Source organism: Nostoc sp. FACHB-110 (assembly GCF_014697425.1).
GTDB lineage: Bacteria > Cyanobacteriota > Cyanobacteriia > Cyanobacteriales > Nostocaceae > Nostoc_B.
Map to the genome: position 1 here is coordinate 31169 of NZ_JACJRU010000006.1, position 20729 is coordinate 51897.

Here is a 20729-nt window from a genome sequence, read left to right on the forward strand (position 1 = left end):
TGACACCCATTTGCATCACTTCGATTAAAACGGAATATCATCTGGGTCTGGTTCTTCTACGACTGGCGTATAGGTGTTACGCTCAAAATTGCTAGGTTGGTAGGTTGGTTCAGGATTTTTTGCTGGAGGTGCAACGCTGACACTGGCAGGGGTGGGCGTTGGGCGCGGTGGTTCATAACTGGAAACATCAGCTTGAGTATAGGTTTGAACAGCAGATGGCTGTGAATAAGTATCTGTGGCTGATGCAGTCGGCTGAAAACCTTTACCAACAGCATGAATGCGTTGTACTGTCAGTTCGGCACGTTTTTCTTTAAAGCCTTCGGGGCGACGCTCAAATGTTACCATCCCTAAGCGGCCTTCAATGATGACGCGATCGCCTTGATGATAATTTTGCTGCACTTCTGTAGCTAAATTTCCCCAACTTACAACTTTTAATGTGGCTGGCGCATCTTCTGGTCGCTGGGAATGAGAAAACTGTACTAGCATTTCTGTTACCGCTAGATTATCGGCTGTATACCTTAATTGCGGTTCTTGAATAATATCTGCCATTAAAATGCAGCTATTCATTACTTCCTCCTAATCAAAATAATTTGTAATTATGAATCAATAATCTATAGCCGTAGTCACTTAGGTTAGGAAAATGTTGATTGCTCAAAGTCTTAAAGATGAATAGTTCTAAGTTAACGGCAAACTCATGATATATAAGGCTGTTGGGTGCAAAGTGTGACTCTTTTGGGTGTAGTGAACAAGAAGTTTTCTTGATTTTTCCCTACACCCCACACCCTAAACCCTGCCCAAACAAGCGTTTTCTTTTCCATTCATCCTAAAGATACTAGGTTTATACTCCGCACTTTCCTATAAGTGTTCTATTGTCTGCTACCTTTAGCATAAAAGCCAAGCGATGGCATTGCACAGTAGCTGTAACACTACTGGCAGCCTTCGCCTGACTGAACCGAGCATTGAATTCTGCATGAGTAGTATAATTGTACCATTTGTTAGCAGAAAAAATACGAGAATTTAATTTTGTACATAAAGGGGAAATGCACTTAACACATATCTTGCACGAGGGCGACTGAAGTCGCACGCCAGTTGCTTCAAGTCGGGCATTGCCCGCCCAACGCACTGGCTCGGCTATACAGACAAAACCCCTGACGCTCCTTCTCCCAAAGGGAGACGCTACGCGTAGCTTGCTTCTCCGAAGGAGTACGTCGCTCTAAGCGAAGCTATGCCATCAGGCTTTACGCTGCGCTAACGACGGGAACCGCCAAGACGGCGATCCCCTCACCGCCTACGCGGGTTCTCCTACGCTGTTAGTTTTAGTTCCTTGATAATTTCTGTGCTAGTTGCAACACCGCCGCGAAAGTTGCTTTATTAATCAAACTTAAAGTTGTGAGGATAATCACAGTACCAGTCTAATTACTGAAATAAAATTAGGCATTTAGGCATAAACAAATACACAATAATTTATGAATTTGCTGGAGTTAATTTTAGTGCTAGGTACGGTGATTGGGATTGTAGATGGACAGACAATTCAGGTTAAAGATGAGGCTGGGCAAACAACAACAGTCAAATTAGCTTGTATTAATGTACCAAAGACGACTGACAACAGCGAGCAAGCAGCAACCCAACAGCTAACACAGCTGTTACCACCTCTGACTCCTGTTGTGATTAGAAATACACAACAACTAGAAAATGAAGAAACAGCCGCAGAAGTTTATGTAAATAATCGCTCCATCAATTTGCTTTTAGTAGAGTCAGGTAACGCTGTCGTTGACCGAGATACAATTCAAGACTGCGCTGAAAACCGAACCCAATATTTTATTGCAGAGGCCAATGCTAAAAACCAACATTGGGGATTGTGGCAACAATCAAATAGCGATGTCAATCAATCTAAAATATCTACCTGGCAAGGTAAATTAATTTATGAAAAAATTCCGCCTGTGATGTCAGTTAGAGCTTATCAAGGAGAAGAATTTTTCCTAATAACCAACACTCCCAACCAGAATCAATTAGTTTTACGTCCCTCTGCTCAAGTTTCTCAGGCTAAATTGCGATCGCTCCAAAATCAGCAAGTTAAAATCACCGCAGTATATACTGAAGGTACTCGTCCAAACCTAACTGAAACTGCTTGTCCTTTAAATGCTGATGGCCAATGTATGCCTCAAGGTGAAGGTTATCAGGTTTTATCGATAGTACCGTTGCAACCCCATAATTAAACTTGCCTTACACACAAAGATTGTCTATTGAGGCGAGATTTAGGATATTAATAGCATTTGATTATTGATTAACCTGAGTAATTTTTGCCGAGTAAATATGCCACATTCTTTGTGTGGGAGTTGAACCAGTAACATCATTAACACGTTTTAAAACATAAGTACCTCTAAAATTCTGAGTTTTTCCATTAATAGTTTTTGCTATAATTGTCACAGGAATTTCTATATAAGATGAGCCTGCTGCTCCATTTATTTCTCCGGGTTTGCCAATATTAACTTTCACTGCAAGTGTATTTTTAAAACCTTGGCTAAATTCTTCAAAAGATTGTTGACTAGCCGCACCATTATTTGACCAGTCTGCATAAGCACTTTTATAGTCGTGGCGGTTAATGGCACTATAGTAGTGGCGAATTAGCTGTACAGCTTGTTTTTGGATATCTTGCGTTTTTACAGATTTAGAAGATGAAGACAATGGTTGTAAAAATACTTCAGTATTTTTGTAGTTTTGAGTTTCATTTAAGATTCGCAATTGAGAGTTAGACACACTTGCTTGAACACTAGCTCCACTACAAGCAGTCATAGCAATAAATACTAAACTTGATAGCAATACTGTGTGATATTGCTTGATGTCATTGATTTTTAAAGAAAATTTGCGTAAGCTCATGATTGTGAATTTAAGGTATCTACCTGATCAGACGCAAACAAACAGATTGTTGTTGCAATCATAGAATTGATGTGACAATAAGCTTGCTCCTGGGGGAACTTGCAAAACAGCATTGCTTCATTGGCTATCTCTAATGATTGGATATTTTTTAGTTATAAGTCCCCAACTCATTCTTTGTAGAGAACATATAACTGGTTGCGGTAGACAACTGGTAAATTGAGGCGATGTTGAATCCGAGTTACCAAATAAGAAGCTTTATACCTTGCCATAAGTATCTTAGCTTGAGCAGTTGTCAAGCTGTTGTAGCCATCAGTGAGGAGTTGTGGCTGAAAGCTATTTAATGAATTAACTCTATTCAAATCACCACTCAAATCTCGTAAACGTTCATACCATTCTAAAATGCCAGCTTTAGTTTGAGCCAAAAGCTTATATTTAGCAATGGTGGGTCTTTCACTTAACCAACTGAAGTTAACAAACTCAACAGGTGGAGACACAAATACAGCATCTTTAGGTGTATTATTTCGTATCCAATCACACATATTTTTCCATTGAGGATCTACTTTTTGTGCTTCATTGGGAAAGGTAAGACGAGACTGAAAATTTTTCTGAAAGTCATGAAATGAAGTAATCACAAATGTACTTACTATCAAAGTACAAATGAGGAATAGTATTTGTTGTTTTTTTGCATTTGAAAAAATTTGTTGTACCGCACAGGCAAATAGTAGCCAAGCGTTGAGGGGCAACATTACATCACCTATTCGGAAAAGGTAATATTGCAGTAAACTGCCTTGAGTATCGAATGGAGCTATGATTAGTCCGATTACATTAGGAACTAAACTAATTAATGTAAATTCAAATAGTCCAATACGAGCTTCATCCTGTTGAGATAACTGATCAGATGATCGATTGAAAAATAGAACAGTGCTACTTCCTATAAGTAGCACCAAGAAAAATGCAGCAATTAGCAACCACTTTGGAGACCAAGATAAGGGATTAAGATGATGAGGTAAGCGAAGAAATACATATATGTAAGAGGGAGAGATGGGATTTGTAGGCGTTGGCGTAGACAATTGTTGAATTACGGCTTTAACTCCAAATATACCTGTGGCAAAATAGAGCAAAGCTATTAATCCAAATTTGCGGAGATTGGGGAAACGGCTTTTTCGTCTAACTATTAGCCACGCCAGTGTAAATAAAGTAGTATATGCACCTACCAAAACATGAAATGAAGTTGCCAGACCTAATAGCAAAGCCATCAGTTGATAACGTTGCCTGAGCATTAGTGCTATAGCCAAAAATACTAAAGCATAAGCAACAGTTTTACTTTCGATTCCTGGTACTATTAATGTTGCTCCAGCTGCAATATTTTGTCTCAGTAAAAACATACTCACTGCACACATCAGCATTACTGGATGCAGACCTAGCCTTCGTCCTATAAGTACTAGTCCCCACGCCATTAAGCTATAGCAAAACAACCTTCCTGCGATGGAACTTGCTAGAAAACCCCAACTTACAATTAACCTACCAAATAAAGTTTGAAATAATTCTCTATAGCTGACTGGTTGGTTAAGATACCAATCACCAGGTATCCAATTTGGCTCAACATACTGTCTGGCTAAAGGTAATAAGTCTACCTCGTTAATTTCCATATTTCCTAATAGCAATTGCCTCAAACAGATTAATATCAGGATTGCTATTGTTTCTATTCCTATCCCAGCAGTGGTTCGCCAAACAAAATTACTTCTTAAATATTGTTGAGTCATTTTTAACTGCCTCAATACTTAACTCTACCAAAGCATTGCAAGCAAATCCAATAACAGGAAGATTTATGCTTTGTTAATCAACTCTTGCCAGTGTCTCTGTTATACGTTACAAACACCCGCTTGGTGTATAAGTGTATATAGTTGCTCTAAGTAGTTTTACTCTTTTAAGCCAAAAATTATTTTTGAATGTTAAGTTTTTTATTGACATTTTTCTAGTTTATTACACAATATTGATAAAAATTTAATAAAGAATTGAAAGTATTAGGACTTACGCAACGTCGATAATGTCATAGCGACCGGAACGAAGTGTAGGCAAGCAGTCCCAGCGTCAGGGGAGATTACTTCGCTATCGCTCGTAATGACAGAGTTACGTTATTTTTGCGTAAGTCCTGAGTATGAAAAAATAAGCAATATATAATTTTATTAGGAAATACCAAGACACGAAAACACCATAATTTAGGCAATTTTCAGTGTACTTATTGAACAATTTTTCAATATAAAGATGAAGTTCTTATAAAAGCTCAGTATGTATATTGGATATACGGGGATTTATACGTTATGGCAAGCCATAACATAGGACGGGTCACAGTTGTGCAGTTTGTATGCACAACAACTGACTGTTATTCATTCATCAAAATGTTTCTACCCAAGGACGCAATTCTACTTCCCATGTCCAAGCATTGCGGGGTTGACGGAGAATATTAAGATAAGTTTGGGCGATCGCATCGGGATCAAGTAAGCTATCTGGTTTATCTTCTGGCTCTGTACGGGTAGCAGAACGAATTGCTCCATCAATCACAAAATGCGCCACATGGATATTTTGCGGTGCAAGTTCACGCGCAATACTCTGTGCCAAACCCCGCAAAGCAAATTTACCCATCGCAAACGGCGCAGAACGCGCATAACCTTTAACACTCGCAGAAGCACCTGTAAAGAAAATTGCTCCTCCGCCCACAGCTAACTGGCGTTTGGCAGCTGCTTGTGCTACCAAAAAACCGCCATAAGCTGTAATTTCTAGCGTTTTAGCAACATCGGCGGGATCAAGTTCGACGAGGGAACCGCGAACTCGCCAACTGGGATTATATATAACTACCGTTGGCACTCCTAATTTTTGTTCAACATTTTGAAATAGCTGTTCTACCTCATCTGGTTTAGAGGCATCAGCAGCAAAACTCACGGCTCCAATCTCATCAGATAAAGCACTGAGTTTATCAATTTGACGTGCGGCTAAAGCGACAGTGAAACCTTCTTTTGCTAACAACCGTGCTAAAGATGCACTAAGTCCACTACCAGCACCTACAATTAAGGCAATGTTTGTCATGTTTTATTTCTCCTATTTTTGCAGATTTTGTTAGGTTACATGATTTTCTAGAAATACAAAGTATCAAATTGCTCTATAAGCCCAGATTTCAAACTTAGCTTCAGAGGAAAGGATAGTTTTTAAAGAGCCATAATTATTGATACAAAATTCTTGAAATTCATTGATAGCTTGAGCAAATATTTCCTCGGAAACTCGCCAACATAAACCGTATGCTCGCGCTTGCAAAAAACTTAGTAACTCTTCAACTGTATTATTAACAGTCCATTCTTGAGCTACCAAATAATTTGAGACATATCCTTTTTGTTGTAAATATGCTTCAACATCTATCTTCGGTTTCTCTAGATTTTTATTTGGCTTTATTTCTTCATGTTTAGATAATATATCTTGAAAATAACCTTCAAATTCTCGTCTAGCTGGGGGAGTAATCCATTGGCAATTCAGATAGAATCCTCCAGGTTTCAATACTCTATCAATGTGGTCTAAACAGACTTGCAAATCAGTAACAGTATGCAGCATATGAACAGTTAATACAACATCAAAACTGTTATCTGGAAAAGGTAATTGTGAAGCATCACCCTGAATTAGCGTTAATTGAGGAGGGACGACGTTGAATTTTTGCCGGAATTGTTCAAGCATTTCTGAGGAAATGTCAATTCCTGTTACAGGATAACCACGTCTAACAAGTGGAATTACATTTAAACCTGTACCAACACCTAATTCTAAAAAAGAGGTTTCAGGGGTAGCACTAGTTAAATCTAGAATAAAATCGGCAATGGAATCGGCAATTGGTTCTGTTAACCATCGTGTTTGGTCATATATCTGTGCAATATTGTCGTAGTAATTGGACTTTTTCATATAGATTCTGGTGTAGCAACAAAACCAGTTTTAATATTTTTTTTAAACCCAGCTTTTTCGTAGAATTGGTGTATTTCTTGGCGTTGACTTCCACTTAGAAGCATGACTTTGTAACAGTTCTGACTCCACGCCCATTGCAAAGCATGATTTATCAAACGTGTTCCTACGCTTTGACGACGATAATCAGTATGAGTGATGACATTCTCAATCAAGCCATAGGGACGTGCGCCTCGTGTCAAATTAGGAACGATTACTAAAATACAAGAGGCTATTAATTTTCTATCTAAGTCTGCTACAAAGCAATTAATCTTGCGATCGCTTAATATTTCGTGCCATATTTCTTGGAGTGTTATTTCATCAGGTAAGGCAGCATCCATTGGATTCAGATGTTTGTATAGATTTAAAAGTGCGTACAATTCATCTGATTGGATGCTACGTAGGGAAATATTCATGATGGAGATTGATCAATAATCAAACTTAGACAGCAACAGACTTGTAAATCTGTAACCTATCACCTATCACCTACTATCTCTAAGCCGAAACGCCATGCTGCTTAAACCATGCTTGCAGACGTTTCCAACCGTCTTTTGCTTCTTTCTCTCTGTAAGAAGGACGATAATCAGCAAAAAAGGCGTGGGGTGCATCGGGATAAACGATGATTTCTGATTTACTACTGCTGGACTTGAGGCGCTCTCGTATTTGTTCTACTGTCTCTAAAGGAATTCCTGTATCTTTTCCGCCATAAAGTCCTAGTACGGGAACTGTCAAACTAGAAGCAATATCAACTGGATGCTTGGGAGTTAATTCTGTGGAATTACCAACTAATCTTCCATACCAAGCTACACCTGCTTTAACTTGGGGGTTGTGTGCTGAATATAACCAAGTAATGCGCCCACCCCAACAAAAGCCTGTAATAGCTAATTTATTAGCATTACCCTTTGCAGATTTAACAGCCCAAGCGACGGTTGCATCAAGGTCAGATAATACCTGAGCATCGGGAACTTTAGCTACTACTGGCCGAATTTCGTCGATATTGCTTAACTTGGAGACATCGCCTTGACGAATAAATAATTCTGGTGCGATCGCAATATACCCCAATTTGGCAAATCGACGACAAACATCTTGAATGTGTTCGTGTACACCAAAAATTTCCTGAATCACCAACACAATCGGAAAATTACTTCCTTTACTAGGTGCTGCCCTATAAGCTGGAATTTCCCCATCTTTAACAGGTATTTTCACCGCACCTGCTACTAATCCTTTGCTATCTGTGCTGATAACTGCGGCAGAAATAGGTTTTACCGCCAATGCAAAACCAGTTGTTAAGGTAGCCGTGGCAATAAATTGGCGACGGGTAATCTCTTGCATCGTCTTTACCTAAATTTTTTGGGTTTAGTCTTATTTGGTCAGAGATTTATAAGTTTTGTCAACTTACGTTAAGTATAATCCGAAGTGACATTATATTTAGTTTAGCTAAATATTAGTAAAGCATAAATAATCAAAAGTAAAGGCGCACAGATTTGCGCCCTTTACTACAACATAATCAAACCCAAACGAACACCAGCCGTCACAGCCTCAGTACGGGTAGAGACACCCAGCTTTTGAAAGATTGATGAAACGTGGAATTTTACTGTATGTTCGGAAATTTGCAGGCGTTTGGCAATCGCTTTATTCCCCAAGCCAGAACCTAACATTCCTAAAACCTCGATTTCTCTGGGTGTCAAGGTTTGCACGGCGTTAGCTACGACTTTTTCCCGCATTGCTAGCAATTCTAAAAAATCAGGGTGCAGCACGACTAAACCAGAAGCAACTGCCTCAACTCCGGCAATAATTTCTGTTTCTGTGCTGGTAGTGGATAATATGCCGCGAATACCAGAACGAAATGCTGTTTCTAGATCAATACTATCGATATCTTCTGCGATCGCAATAATTGGCTGTTCGGAAATTAACTGTAATTTTGTCCAAATTGGTTGCGGGTTGCTACCTAAATCGAGCAAAACTACATCCGGTTGTAATTGCTCAACTGACTTAGACAATACATCTAAGTCAGCTGCACTACCAACGACTGTCAATTGCGGATTGCTACTTACTACCGCCGATAAACCTGCCCGTACTACAGGAGAAGCAGCAACCACAATCACCCGAATCATGTCGCCTCCACAGCAGTTTTTCCGGTGATGTAAACCACGAATTGCTGACCATGACGCAATATTTGTAACGGGATAGATTTTTGAGTGTGATGCAGATATTTAGCTAAATCATCAGGTCGAGTCAAAGCTTTACCGGAAACCCCAACTAACACATCCCCAATTTGTAATCCCGCATTTTCCGCAACACTATCAGGAAGTATTGATAACACTAGTAAACCAAGATTGCGTCTACTTAAAATCACAGGTTGCAGCGTTACACCTAATTGCAGACGATGATTACCAAGTAAAAAGCGGTTGACAGTGTTGCTAGGAATTGCCACAGCCAAGCCGTTGACAATCATTGTATTAATCCCCACAACTCGACCAAGACAGTCAGCCAAAGGCCCGCCAGAATTACCAGGATACAGTTGTAAATCTGCCATCACCGCCTGTGGATGACGTGTGTGAATCATCCCAACTGTAACTGCACCAGTATCAGCGAGAGGGTTGCCTACTGCTAAGACTAGTTCACCAACGCGTAACTTATCGGCATCACCGATAGTTGCAGAATTTAAATTTGTAGCGTTAATTTTGAGTGCGGCTAAATCTTGCTGGGGGTCAAAATGCGATCGCACGGCCTCAAATACTCGCCCATCTGCTAATTCCACCGTCGCCCGGTTGCTAGTTGCGACATGGGCATTAGTAATAATTAACCCGTCAGCTTGCCAAATCACCCCAGAACCGATTCCTACTGCACCGCTTTTAACTTTAACTGTGCTTTGACGCAGTGTAGTGGCGACTGCTGAGAGTTCATCATTAAATTGTGTAATCATAATTGCCTTAATGTAGTGGTAATTACTTATTCAGCAGGACGTTCGCCAACAACAACATCTAACTGGGCTAATGTGCCACCGCGTACAATCTGAATTTTGACAGTTTTACCGATGCGATCGCTATTATTTAGTAGTGCTAACACATCACCTGTATCACTGACAGCAACACCATCAAAACTAACTAACACATCCCCTAGTAACAAACCAGCATTATCAGCCGGGCCATTCGGTTCGACATTCACAACAATTACCCCTGTGGCTGTGGATAAATTTAAAGCAGCTTTGAGGTTACTAGGTAAGAGTACAGGCTGCATTCCCACACCCAAATAACCCCGTGAAATATGCCCTTTTGTGACTAATTGATTTACCACGCGCTCAACTGTAGCCGCCGGGATAGTTAAAGCTGTACCGCGCCGCCCCGATGTATTCATTCCCACTACATAACCCGCCGCATCTACGAGTGGCCCACCTGCAAAACCAGGATAAAGAGTGATATCTGGGCGGATGAATTGGTCAATATTACCACCACTCATACTCCGCCATGCACCACTTACTACACTGACTGCACCCATCGCGGCACGTATGTCACCTTCGCTACCTCTTGCTAGTCCTAATACCAAATGGCCGACTTTGAGATTTGTCGCATCGCCAATTTGTGCCGCAGGAATTTCATTATTTTGTAATTGAAATACAGCTATATCTGTGCTTGGGTCATGGCCGAGAAAAGAAATCGGTTGAGTCTGTCCATCTGATAAAGTGATGGTGATTTCTTCGTAACGTCCGAGTGACTCATCTGATGTGACAATAATACCTTTGCGCCAATGAATGCCACTGGGAGAAATGCGTCTACCAGCGTTGATGGCAACTACAGCACTTCCGGCTTGTTGTACGATGTCAGCTAAACTGTTGGACAATGCCAGCAATGAAGACATAAAAATTCTCCGCCAATATTCTGTGATGCTCCTATCGTGACGTTTTACATCTAGAGATAGCATCAGAAAAATGGAGAGAATTTTACCTAGAAAAATGGCTAGGGAGAGAAGTATGAAGTATGAAGTGTGAAGTGTGAAGTGTGAAATGAAAGAACAATAGGAAGGTTGGGCATTTCCAGTCCAATCAATTCACTTCAAATACAGCCTTGGCGACTTCAGTCGCGGCTACACAGACAAAACCCGCCTATCGCGCTTGGCGCACCACGCGGGTTCAAAAATCTTAGCTTTCTACTAGTCCGCGCAGGCGGACTTCGTTTGTGTAGTAGCGAATTATATTCGCCCATTTCTTTTCAGACATCCTCTTACAGATACTAAAGTGAAAAATCAAAAAAGAAATTTAAGACATTTCTAATAATCCTTCTTGGCGGGAAATGACTGTTTGATAGCCAATTTCGCGCCGTGCTTTTGCATCATTCACAGTGACTTCTCCAGCAATCATAGATAAGGCAGTTCTAGTGATGGGAGGTACGCCTTTTAACCTTAATAAATTCCAAGTTTGTTCTAAACTCCAAGCTAAAAACCAAACAAACCAACGTGGTATAGTACGAGTCCCTGGTTCAACTCCTTGAGTCCGGGCTAATTCTGTAATAAAGCTGCGAAAATCTACCGGTGAACCATCAGTAATAAAATAAATTTCTCCACCTTTTCCGCGTTCGGCTGCACAAATTAACCCTTGACATAAGTTTTGTACATGACAGGTAGAAGTCAGATAGTGTCCGCCAGAAATCCAAGCAAACTTTTTATCGCGCATAGTTTTGAGGAAGCGCGGCAATAGGGTAGTGTCTCCTTTTCCCCACACAAATCGCGGACGCACTACTACGGTTGTAAGTTCATCTGAATTGGCTGCAATGACTTTTTGTTCTGCGATCGCCTTTGTCAGAGGGTAAAATCCTAATGGCTTTGTTGGTAAGCTGCGAGTTTCATCAGCATTAATAATGGCTTCGCCACCTATCAAGACAGCTTCTGTACTCACATAAACAAGGCGCGATACACCTGTGGCTTTAGCAGCTGCAATCACTTGTTCGGTTCCCCGAATATTAACTTGTTGAAAATCTTCTAAAACTCCCCAGTCGTCAACCTTTGCTGCTACATGAAAAACTACACTACATCCTTCCATTCCCGACTTAAGAGCTTGGAAATCATTAATATCTCCAAAGATAGGAATAGCGCCGCAGTTTTTGATTAACTCTATTTCATCCTCCCACTTAACAAGCGATCGCACTTCAAAACCTTGTTTTACTAAAGTTGTAATCAAATTACGACCAACAAATCCTGAGCCACCAGTTAAAAAAATCCGCATCCCCATATCTCCTATATTTAAGTAGATTGATTGTGGAAGTTTTATTGCATAAGCATGACAAAATAGCCCATAAAGCAGTAATACATATTTTGTAAGTTCGAGAAAATATGTACTCAGGCTATATGCTCGTTCGGCAGACTAATTGAGTCTTTATAACTAGAAAACTTTCCTGTGAGTGTTTGACAATAAGTTCATTAATTACTACTATGAGAATCTTTATTTAGATCACTGTGAACAAATACAAGCAACATCACTCAATATTTAAAGCAATGACCTTTCTAATATAAATCATTTTTATTTTTCTACCATCAGACTTTAGTCATATTAGTTAATATGACTAAAGCCCTATATAAAAGGCAACTAATAGTTATTTAATTTTTTATCTGTAAAATATAAGCATTTTCACAATTTATTTTTGATATAGCGCACATATATGAACTAGTAATGAATGTAAATTTACTAAATATGCTTAAAAATTCAACTAACAGTAATAAGCTTTTTTATACAGCTTATTTTGTATTATTAATTACAGTTTTGGCTAATAATATATCAATCCTATTTGATTTATCAAAATCGTGATGCTTAGTTCCCCAACTTATTTGAGAAGTCGGGGAACTGAATTTCTGTATCAAAGATAATTACTTTGTAAAATCAGATACCTGACTTTTTAAAAAAATTTGGTTATCTTGTTGTTACTGAATAATTTATCCCTGCTGTAAGTATAAATACTAAATAAATCCAGTGTTAGTGATCAGCAATAAATGTTATTTCTTTATCACAATTTGTCAATTTATGTAGTCATTTTAACGACATTTTAATAAAAAGTAGCATATACTCGGTGGTATAAGCCTCCGAAAAAGAAAAATAGCGGAGAATTTAAACTTAATTAGCAGGTAAATCCTATGCAAAAAGTATGGGAATCAACGGAATTAGAATATGCCTTTCTATTTACCCTAAGAAAGGTAAATTCAATTAATCCAGAAAGTTTCGAGCCGTTCTTTAAAAATTTGCCAGTTGATCCTTATATCAAAGGTAATTATCGGTTAAGAAGGCTATCTCGGTTTACTGTTTCTGGTAATGAGTTAATTAAACTACCTCATGGCTATCTTTTCCAAAGTAAATCTTATAATCCTTTAGTAGGAGATATTAAACGAGAATTTTCTGAATTAGAAGATAGCATTGTTGAGCTTGATAGCTTTAAAAAGATGGTTTTAGCATTTAGTGATTCTTGTAAACTGCACCCAGAAGCAGAAATTGGAGTTCATCAAATCAGAACCATCTGTTCGCCTGATAACATGGGTAATCCTGCCCCTGAAGGTATCCATCAAGACGGAACTGATTTTATCGGCATATTCTCTGTGAATAGAGACAATATTCAAGGTGGAGAAACCCATTTATACACAGCTAAAAAGGAAAAACCTGTTTTTAGCAAAGTACTAAACTCTGGAGAACTTTTATTAGTTAATGACCATGATTTCTTCCACTTTACTACTCCGATAAAACCGCAAACCGAAGGCTTAGGAATTAGGGATGTATTTGTTTTAACTTCTCCTAGCTTGCTAATTGAATGATTATTGCTGGACTAAATTGATTTATAGACATTAAATGGATTAGTTTATTTTGCCTTCCCAACATTAATTTACAGCAAATATTTAATAGTCTAAGATATTTGGGGAAATGAATTTAATCATTTCCTCAATTTTTATATTTAAAAAAATATTTGTTGCTCTCTACTCAGTTCCCAGCCTTTTTTATCGCGGTTAATGCAAGTTAATCCTGTTTTTTTGGATGTGCAAACAAAACCTTGATAACGCAATGTTCTACCATATTGCAAAACAGGACTGTCTGGATTAGCTACTGTGTCACCATAACAACCCCGATAACCACTTCCTCGCTGTCCGAGATTGTATACATGACCCCAATCTAATTCGCAATCTTTGGGTTGCGGTGGAAGTTGACCAGTAATTTCTAGAACATCACAACGAATATTTTGTTCTGCTATTAAGCAATAAATATTTCCCGAAGGTGTTTGAAATTGAGTTTGTTCTTGAGCGATCGCTGGCAGAGTTATGATAGAAAATACTGTTGTTGTCAAAACAGTGAAATAATTCTTGAGTTTCATCAAAACCACCTTTTGTCAAAAAGTTCTCAATAATTGACCAAATACACTATAGATATAACAGTTATACAGTGTAACTATTAGCCATACTTATCTTGGCATTAGAATTAAAAATAAATCAGAGATATTAGCAAAATTTGATGTAAATTTTAAATTAAAATTACGTAGCAGTTACAGCATATTTAAACCAAGTGAAGTACACACTTTTATTCGGCAAGCTAGGTATAAAGCCTATTATTCTGACTCCTGACTCCTGAATGCTGACTCCTGAATTCTCCTTCAACTGTAATTTAGTGCATTGTCATCAGTTAAACTTTATTTATTCACATCATGAGTCCTGAAGACATCACTACTCAAACTAATTCTGATAACAGCCATGACCAGCCAATTCATTTACCTGGGTCGATACAGCCTTATGGTGTGTTAATCGCCCTAAATGCGGAGTTAGAGATTTGGCAAGTCAGCAACAACACCACAATCTATTTGGATAAACAACCTCAAGATTTACTCGGTCAACCGCTGAGTTGTTTACTTGCTACTCAACAAATAGCGGTTATTCAACAATGCTTAGAGAAAAAGATTGGCAGTGTAACAACTTTCAAAGTATCAATCACAACTATCGATGGAGAACGATATTTTGATGGGATTGTTCATCGCACCAGTAATGCTGTGATTTTAGAACTTGAGCCAAAAAATAGTGATGATGAGGTCAGTTTTTTAGGTTTTCATGGTTTGGTGAGTGAAGCGATCGCTAATTTGCAAAATACCACTAATCTAGACGAATTTTTGCATTTAGTTGCCACAGAATATCGCAAAATCACAGCTTTTGACCGAGTAATGGTCTATCGATTTGCTGAAGATGGTGCAGGTTCGGTAGTTGCAGAAGCCAAACGAGAAGATTTATCACCATTACTAGGACTTCACTTTCCCGCTACAGATATTCCTACACCAGTCAGACAGTTATACACTCAGTGTTTACACAGATTTATCCCTGATTTGACAGCCCAAGCAGTCCAGCTAATTGCTCAAGATGCAAATAATACACCCGTTGATTTAAGCTGGTCTGGATTACGCAGCGTTGATCCTTGCTGCATTACATATCATCAAAATATGGGTGTAGCAGCCATATTAGTAATTGCCTTAATTAAAAATCAGCAGTTGTGGGGATTAATTTCTGCCCATCACCAAACACCGCAGCATTTAAGTTATGAACTGCGGAAAATCTGTGAATTTTTGGGGCAAATTGTCTCTTCAGAGTTGGGGCATAAAGTAATTCATTCAGAATTAGACTATGAAGTCAGGTTAAAATCTCTCCAGTCAGAATTTGTTGAGTTAATTTCGCAGGCAGATAATTTTATTGATGCCTTAATTAAGCCTCAACCAAGTTTACTCGCCCTTGTTAGTGCCACTGGGGCGGCGGTATGTTTAGACCACGAAATTACTTTAGTAGGTGCAACACCAAATAAAGAACAGGTGCGGGAATTAATTACTTGGGTAGATAATCACGTTAGTGAACGCTTATTTTCTACTGATTCTCTACCGAAGCTCTACCCAGAAGCAATTAATTTTAAAAATACAGCTAGTGGATTGCTGTTATTACGTATTTCGCAAATTCAGCGTTACTACATTCTGTGGTTTCGCCCGGAAGTATTACAAACCATCAATTGGGCAGGTAATCCTAACACTTCCAGACAAACTCATATAGATGGTAGCGTGAGCTTATGTCCGCGGACATCTTTTGAAAAGTGGCAAGAAATAGTACAGTTAACTGCTCTACCTTGGAAACAATGTGAAATTGATAATGCTTTGGCCTTAAAAAATGCGATCATTGGAATTGTGCTTTCTAAAGCCGAAGAATTAGCCAAAATTAACCAAGAGTTAGAACGCAGTAACCGCGAACTTGCATCGTTCGCTTATGCAGCTTCTCATGACCTTAAAGAACCATTGCGTGGTATTTATAATTTTTCGACGATTTTAATCGAAGATTATGCTCAACTCTTAGATGAAGATGGGATTGATTACTTGCAGACGGTACTATCTTTGTCTGTACGTATGGAAAGTCTGATTAATTCTTTATTGCGTCTTTCCCAACTCGGACAAACAGAACTACACCGTCAGCCAACCGATCTCAATGAACTGCTAAATCAAGTACTTGACGTCATTAATGCCAGTCGTCAACAAGCTCAAATTCATCTTCTCATTCCTCGCCCTTTACCCACAATTGCCTGTGACGCAGTATTAGTCAACGAAGTTTTTACTAATTTAATTATCAACGCTTGGAAATATAACGATAAAACAGCAGCATTAATTGAAATTGGCTCGATAAATCCCCAAGAATTATCCAATATCCCGAAAAACACCTCATTTACCGTGTTTTATGTCAAAGATAACGGAATTGGTATTCAAGCACATCATTACCAAACTATCTTTCGCCTCTTTAAAAGGCTACACTCCCAAGAAAAGTATGGCGGCGGGACAGGCGCAGGATTAGCCATTTCTAAAAAAATTGTTGAGTTACACGGCGGTCAAATTTGGGTGGAATCTAGCGTGGGCAAAGGTTCCACCTTTTATTTTACGTTGGGGCAATAGTTTAAGATATTTAAAAATTTTTGTTACATTTTTTAAAATCTCTGATGACAAAAAAACTTAACAAACCTCTGTTGGTTGTTGAGGATAGCAATGAAGACTTTAAAATGTTGCAACGCCTGATGCGGCGGATGGCTGTCCAGAACCCCATATATAGATGTACAAATGGGGATGAGGTTTTGGACTTTCTGTATGCACCAGAAAGTTCTCAACAACCCAACACCATACCGAAGCCTTCGGTGATTTTGCTTGACCTAAATTTACCAGGAATTGATGGTCGTGACATCTTAGAACGGCTCAAGCAAGATATCTGTTTCAAAAAAATCCCCATTGTGGTTTTTACCACCTCATCTAACCCCAAAGACATTGAATTTTGCTATCAGAAGGGAGCCAATGGCTATCTCGTTAAGCCAATGGATGCTCAAGAACTGCAAAAAACAGTTCAAGCCTTTGTGGACTATTGGTTAGAGAGCAATACTTTGCCGCCTACGGAGTAGAGGGGCTGGGGGTTAGGGACTAGGGTGTTGACTCAGCACTTTCCACTCAGGAGAACAAAGCCGCAGTGAATATCTTTTCTCTCCCTAACCCTAGTCTCTAGCCTCTAACTTCTACCCCCAAGAATTTAATATTTTATTTATATTTTTGTAATGATTAGTTAACAATTACAGCATTGCATGGGATTCTAAATACAGGAGTATAAATATTCTCCCTAATTTCTGAATATGCCGGACACCTGGACGCTACTCATCATTGATGATTGTGCCGAGGATCGGAAAATTTATCGTCGATACCTATTAAAAGATCCTCAAAATTCGTATCAAATTTTCGAGGCAGATTCTGCGGAGGAAGGGTTGGCTTTATGCCAAGCAATGCACTGTGATGTGATTCTGCTGGATTTTTGCCTACCTGATATGAATGGGTTAGATTTGTTGGCACGGCTAAAAAATTGTAAGTTTAGCTCGCCTGTTTCCATAATTATGTTAACAGGGCGCGGTGATGAAGCTGTTGCTGTGCAAGCGATGAAGCAGGGAGCGCAAGATTATTTAGTTAAGCAGCATCTCCAGTTGGATGTTTTGCAATTGGCAGTGCGCAATGCGATTAAGCAATCTTGCTTGCAAGTCAAACTGAGCAAAACTCAAGAACAACAGCGCTTAATTGCGACGACTGCATTACGCATTCGTCAATCACTCAATTTAGAAGAAATTTTGCATACAGCTGTTGTTGAGATACAGCAACTTTTGAAGTGCGATCGCGTGATGGTTTATCAATTTACTTCCGATTTAGGTGGTAAGATAGTCGCGTCATCAAAAGAACCTGCTGCCAAAAGCGATCATCTCCTAAATTACAATCAAGCTGAAACGACTTTTGTAACTACACAGATAGCTCATAGTTCAACTACCACTAAACAAAAAAGTTTGGTTGTGGCTTACAGCAATCTGGGAGAAAATCATCGTTGGCGATATCGACGCAGAATTTCTCAAAACTATGAAGCAAGTTTGAGTCATTTTTGTTTCCACGCTAAAGAGCAACTCAATACCCAAGCAAACTTAGTCGTTCCGATTAATCTGAACCAAAACAGTAACCCCAGCCCGAAACTTTGGGGCTTTTTAATTGCCCAACCCAGTGCGCCAGATAGGCTATGGCCTGCGGATGAAGTAGAGATGCTCAATCAAGTCTCAGTTCAATTAGCAATTGCCATTCAACAGGCTGAACTTTTGGCGGTGACACAAGCTGCCTTAGCCAAAGAAAAGCAACTCAATCAATTTAGAACGCAAATCGTGACAACAGTTTCTCACGAATACCGTACACCTTTAGCTTCGATTTTGGCAGCTGCATCAACAATCAAACAACACAATACAAAACTCGATGAATCAAAACAAAATAGATTTTTACAAATCATTGAGCAGAAAGCTAGACATATGTCTAAACTTGTAGACGATATGCTCTTGGTTCATCAATTAGAACTAGACAAAACTAAATTTAAACCGCAACCTTTAGATTTACTGCAATTTATTTCTGAGATTATTGAAGAACAACAAGCAATCTTAGACAAACGCCACGAATTAATTTTAAAGGTTACAGGCAATCATAAAAGTTTTTGGGGCGATCGCGGACTTTTACGACAAATACTTTTAAATTTACTATCCAATGCGATTAAATACTCTCCAGAAGGTGGAGATATTCAAATTCACATCAACAGCAAAGACTCAGAAATCGTCCTAGAAATTATCGATGAAGGCATTGGCATTCCATTAGCAGATCAAGAAAATTTATTTAAATCTTTTAGTCGGGGCAGTAACGTTGACACAATACCAGGCACAGGTCTGGGCTTAGTGATTACTAAAGCTTGTGTAGAGTTACATAGCGGCAAGATTAATTTATCTAGCCAACCAGGACAGGGAACAAAAGTAACAGTTAAATTGCCGAGAAAACATAGAAATTCACTAGGGAGTAGCCAGTTAAGAAGATGAGAAGACAAAGAAGACAAAGCAGATATGGCAGAGAAGAAATCATGAGTTTTGACTTTCCCGAAATTTGTAACAGACTCTTTACAGATGAGAGTGGCAAGTTACTAACGTTTACCCGACAATGGGAACTGAGTCTGAGTGACGGTGCAAACACACGCCATGAATCATCACGAACTCTATTTTCAGGGACTAGAAAAAGCCCAGCAAAAAGATTATGCTGGGGCGATCGCAGATTTTAGCCAAGTAATCCAACTTGTGCCTTATGATGCGGAAGCTTATCTGCAAAGAGGTTTGGCCTATTACGACTCAGGGCAAATAATTCTGGCTGTTTCCGACTACACCGCAGCCTTAAAAATTGCTGCTGATTTTGTCGAGGCTTACTATAGCCGGGCTTTGGCACGTTTGGCACTCAAAAATTTACCTGGCGCGTTAGCAGATGTGGAACGTGCGATTTCTTTGCGTGGTAATTATGCCGCAGCTTATAATTTAAAAGCAATGGTACGGCGCAAACAAGGATTTATTCAAGATGCGATCGCTAATTTTAAGCAAGCCGCAGAATTATATTTACAGCAAAAAGATAAAGAAAACTGTCGTCTGTGTTTAGAAAAAATTCAACAGTTAAAACCGCCAGCTAAACCCGCAGAGCAACCAAAAAATCATCCCACTGCACCCATCATTTCTACACAAGATTATTTTACGCAACTATTAGCCAAAGCCGAACAAGGAGATACCAGAGAAGCGATCGCAGATTTAAACTGGATATTACAAGCCGACCCCCAAGATGCTCAAGCATATTGCTGTCGCGGTGTAGTCCGCTGTAAAATGGGAAAATATCGTGAAGCAATTGCCGATTTTAACCAAGCTCTCTTACTCAACTTTCAAAATGCCATTGTTTATCGCAACCGAGGCAAAGCACGAGCTTTTTTAGGAGATCATCAAGGGGCAATTGCCGATTTTAACCAGGCAATCAAAATGCAGCCCCAAGATGGCTTAGTATTCGTTGCTAGAGGAAATGTATATCGCACAATGGGTAATTATCTTGGTGCAATTGCTGATTACACTCAAGCATTACAAATTAAATCGGATGATGCCCAAGCTTATTATAATCGCGGACTCGCTTATACATTACTCGAAGAAATACAAAGTGCAATTGCCGATTATCAACACGCTGCTAGTATTTTTTGTGAACAAGCAGACTGGGATAATTATCAACAAGTTTTAAACAGCTTACAAAGAATTCAAACAGCTGCACCTGAATCTAAACAACAAAAGCATGATTTACTCCGGCAAAAACTGTTGCGTTTGGTTGGTGGTTATTGGGAAATTGCTCAAAGGTTAATTGACCAAAAACAAGATGATTACCCCGGAATGCCTGATAATTGGTATATGCAAAAAGTCATTGAAGATTTAGAACGCGATCGCGGTAGATAGTGTCTCAGTATTCAGGAGTCAGAATCTAGGAGCTAGAATGTTAGAAAATTTAATC

The 20729-nt window shown here is 39.1% G+C and carries 18 protein-coding genes; 6 read left to right on the forward strand and 12 right to left on the reverse strand.

Annotated features, from left to right (window positions below; translation table 11 throughout):
* Positions 1-24: 24 nt before the first annotated feature.
* On the reverse strand, positions 25-567 hold the full coding sequence (locus H6G69_RS08265; protein WP_190684426.1) for a single-stranded DNA-binding protein: 543 nt from the start codon (positions 565-567) through the stop codon (positions 25-27).
* Positions 568-1466: 899 nt separating this feature from the next.
* Here H6G69_RS08265 and H6G69_RS08270 point away from each other — a divergent pair.
* Positions 1467-2216: a thermonuclease family protein gene (locus tag H6G69_RS08270; protein ID WP_190684429.1), complete on the forward strand. Its 750-nt coding sequence runs from the start codon at positions 1467-1469 to the stop codon at positions 2214-2216.
* Positions 2217-2277: 61 nt separating this feature from the next.
* Here H6G69_RS08270 and H6G69_RS08275 read toward each other — a convergent pair whose 3' ends face one another.
* The 10 genes from H6G69_RS08275 to H6G69_RS08320 all read right to left on the reverse strand — a co-directional run bounded on the left by H6G69_RS08275 (position 2278) and on the right by H6G69_RS08320 (position 12070).
* Positions 2278-2877 (reverse strand): hypothetical protein, encoded by a 600-nt coding sequence (locus H6G69_RS08275; protein WP_190684432.1) that lies wholly within the window; start codon positions 2875-2877, stop codon positions 2278-2280.
* A gap of 167 nt (positions 2878-3044) precedes the next feature.
* Positions 3045-4640: a DUF6798 domain-containing protein gene (locus H6G69_RS08280; RefSeq protein WP_190684435.1), complete on the reverse strand. Its 1596-nt coding sequence runs from the start codon at positions 4638-4640 to the stop codon at positions 3045-3047.
* 631 nt (positions 4641-5271) lie between these two features.
* The gene (locus H6G69_RS08285) at positions 5272-5961 is read right to left on the reverse strand and encodes an SDR family NAD(P)-dependent oxidoreductase (RefSeq protein ID WP_190684437.1); all 690 of its coding nucleotides are present in this window, start codon (positions 5959-5961) and stop codon (positions 5272-5274) included.
* 63 nt (positions 5962-6024) lie between these two features.
* Positions 6025-6816, reverse strand: coding sequence for a class I SAM-dependent methyltransferase (locus H6G69_RS08290; protein ID WP_190684439.1), 792 nt, complete (start codon positions 6814-6816; stop codon positions 6025-6027).
* Entirely contained in the window at positions 6813-7268 is a 456-nt protein-coding gene (locus H6G69_RS08295; RefSeq protein ID WP_190684441.1) for a GNAT family N-acetyltransferase, read from the reverse strand. Before H6G69_RS08295 ends, H6G69_RS08290 begins: the two co-directional genes overlap by 4 nt.
* A 79-nt stretch (positions 7269-7347) precedes the next feature.
* Positions 7348-8184: a dienelactone hydrolase family protein gene (locus H6G69_RS08300; protein ID WP_190684443.1), complete on the reverse strand. Its 837-nt coding sequence runs from the start codon at positions 8182-8184 to the stop codon at positions 7348-7350.
* Positions 8185-8348: 164 nt separating this feature from the next.
* On the reverse strand, positions 8349-8966 hold the full coding sequence (locus tag H6G69_RS08305) for a response regulator transcription factor (RefSeq protein WP_190684445.1): 618 nt from the start codon (positions 8964-8966) through the stop codon (positions 8349-8351).
* Positions 8963-9778, reverse strand: coding sequence for a S1C family serine protease (locus tag H6G69_RS08310; RefSeq protein ID WP_190684447.1), 816 nt, complete (start codon positions 9776-9778; stop codon positions 8963-8965). The genes H6G69_RS08305 and H6G69_RS08310 overlap by 4 nt, the downstream gene beginning before the upstream one ends.
* A 26-nt stretch (positions 9779-9804) precedes the next feature.
* Positions 9805-10710 carry a S1C family serine protease gene (locus H6G69_RS08315; protein WP_190684449.1) on the reverse strand — a complete coding sequence of 302 codons (906 nt, stop codon included), beginning with the start codon at positions 10708-10710 and terminating at the stop codon, positions 9805-9807.
* Positions 10711-11107: 397 nt separating this feature from the next.
* Positions 11108-12070, reverse strand: coding sequence for an NAD(P)-dependent oxidoreductase (locus tag H6G69_RS08320; protein ID WP_190684451.1), 963 nt, complete (start codon positions 12068-12070; stop codon positions 11108-11110).
* 902 nt (positions 12071-12972) lie between these two features.
* Here H6G69_RS08320 and H6G69_RS08325 point away from each other — a divergent pair.
* Positions 12973-13641 carry a 2OG-Fe dioxygenase family protein gene (locus tag H6G69_RS08325; RefSeq protein WP_190684454.1) on the forward strand — a complete coding sequence of 223 codons (669 nt, stop codon included), beginning with the start codon at positions 12973-12975 and terminating at the stop codon, positions 13639-13641.
* Between the two features lie 137 nt (positions 13642-13778).
* Here the strand turns inward: H6G69_RS08325 and H6G69_RS08330 are convergent, their stop codons facing one another.
* A complete protein-coding gene (locus H6G69_RS08330) occupies positions 13779-14192 on the reverse strand; it encodes a DUF6636 domain-containing protein (RefSeq protein WP_190684457.1) in 414 nt (137 codons plus the stop codon).
* Between the two features lie 327 nt (positions 14193-14519).
* Here H6G69_RS08330 and H6G69_RS08335 point away from each other — a divergent pair, with 327 nt between their 5' ends.
* The 4 genes from H6G69_RS08335 (at position 14520) to H6G69_RS08350 (ending at position 20674) form a co-directional block, all read left to right on the forward strand.
* A complete protein-coding gene (locus tag H6G69_RS08335; protein ID WP_190684460.1) occupies positions 14520-16778 on the forward strand; it encodes an ATP-binding protein in 2259 nt (752 codons plus the stop codon).
* A gap of 44 nt (positions 16779-16822) precedes the next feature.
* On the forward strand, positions 16823-17272 hold the full coding sequence (locus H6G69_RS08340; protein WP_190684462.1) for a response regulator: 450 nt from the start codon (positions 16823-16825) through the stop codon (positions 17270-17272).
* Positions 17273-17497: 225 nt separating this feature from the next.
* On the forward strand, positions 17498-19246 hold the full coding sequence (locus tag H6G69_RS08345) for an ATP-binding protein (RefSeq protein WP_190684465.1): 1749 nt from the start codon (positions 17498-17500) through the stop codon (positions 19244-19246).
* 156 nt (positions 19247-19402) lie between these two features.
* Entirely contained in the window at positions 19403-20674 is a 1272-nt protein-coding gene (locus H6G69_RS08350) for a tetratricopeptide repeat protein (protein ID WP_190684835.1), read from the forward strand.
* The last annotated feature ends 55 nt before the right edge of the window (positions 20675-20729 follow it).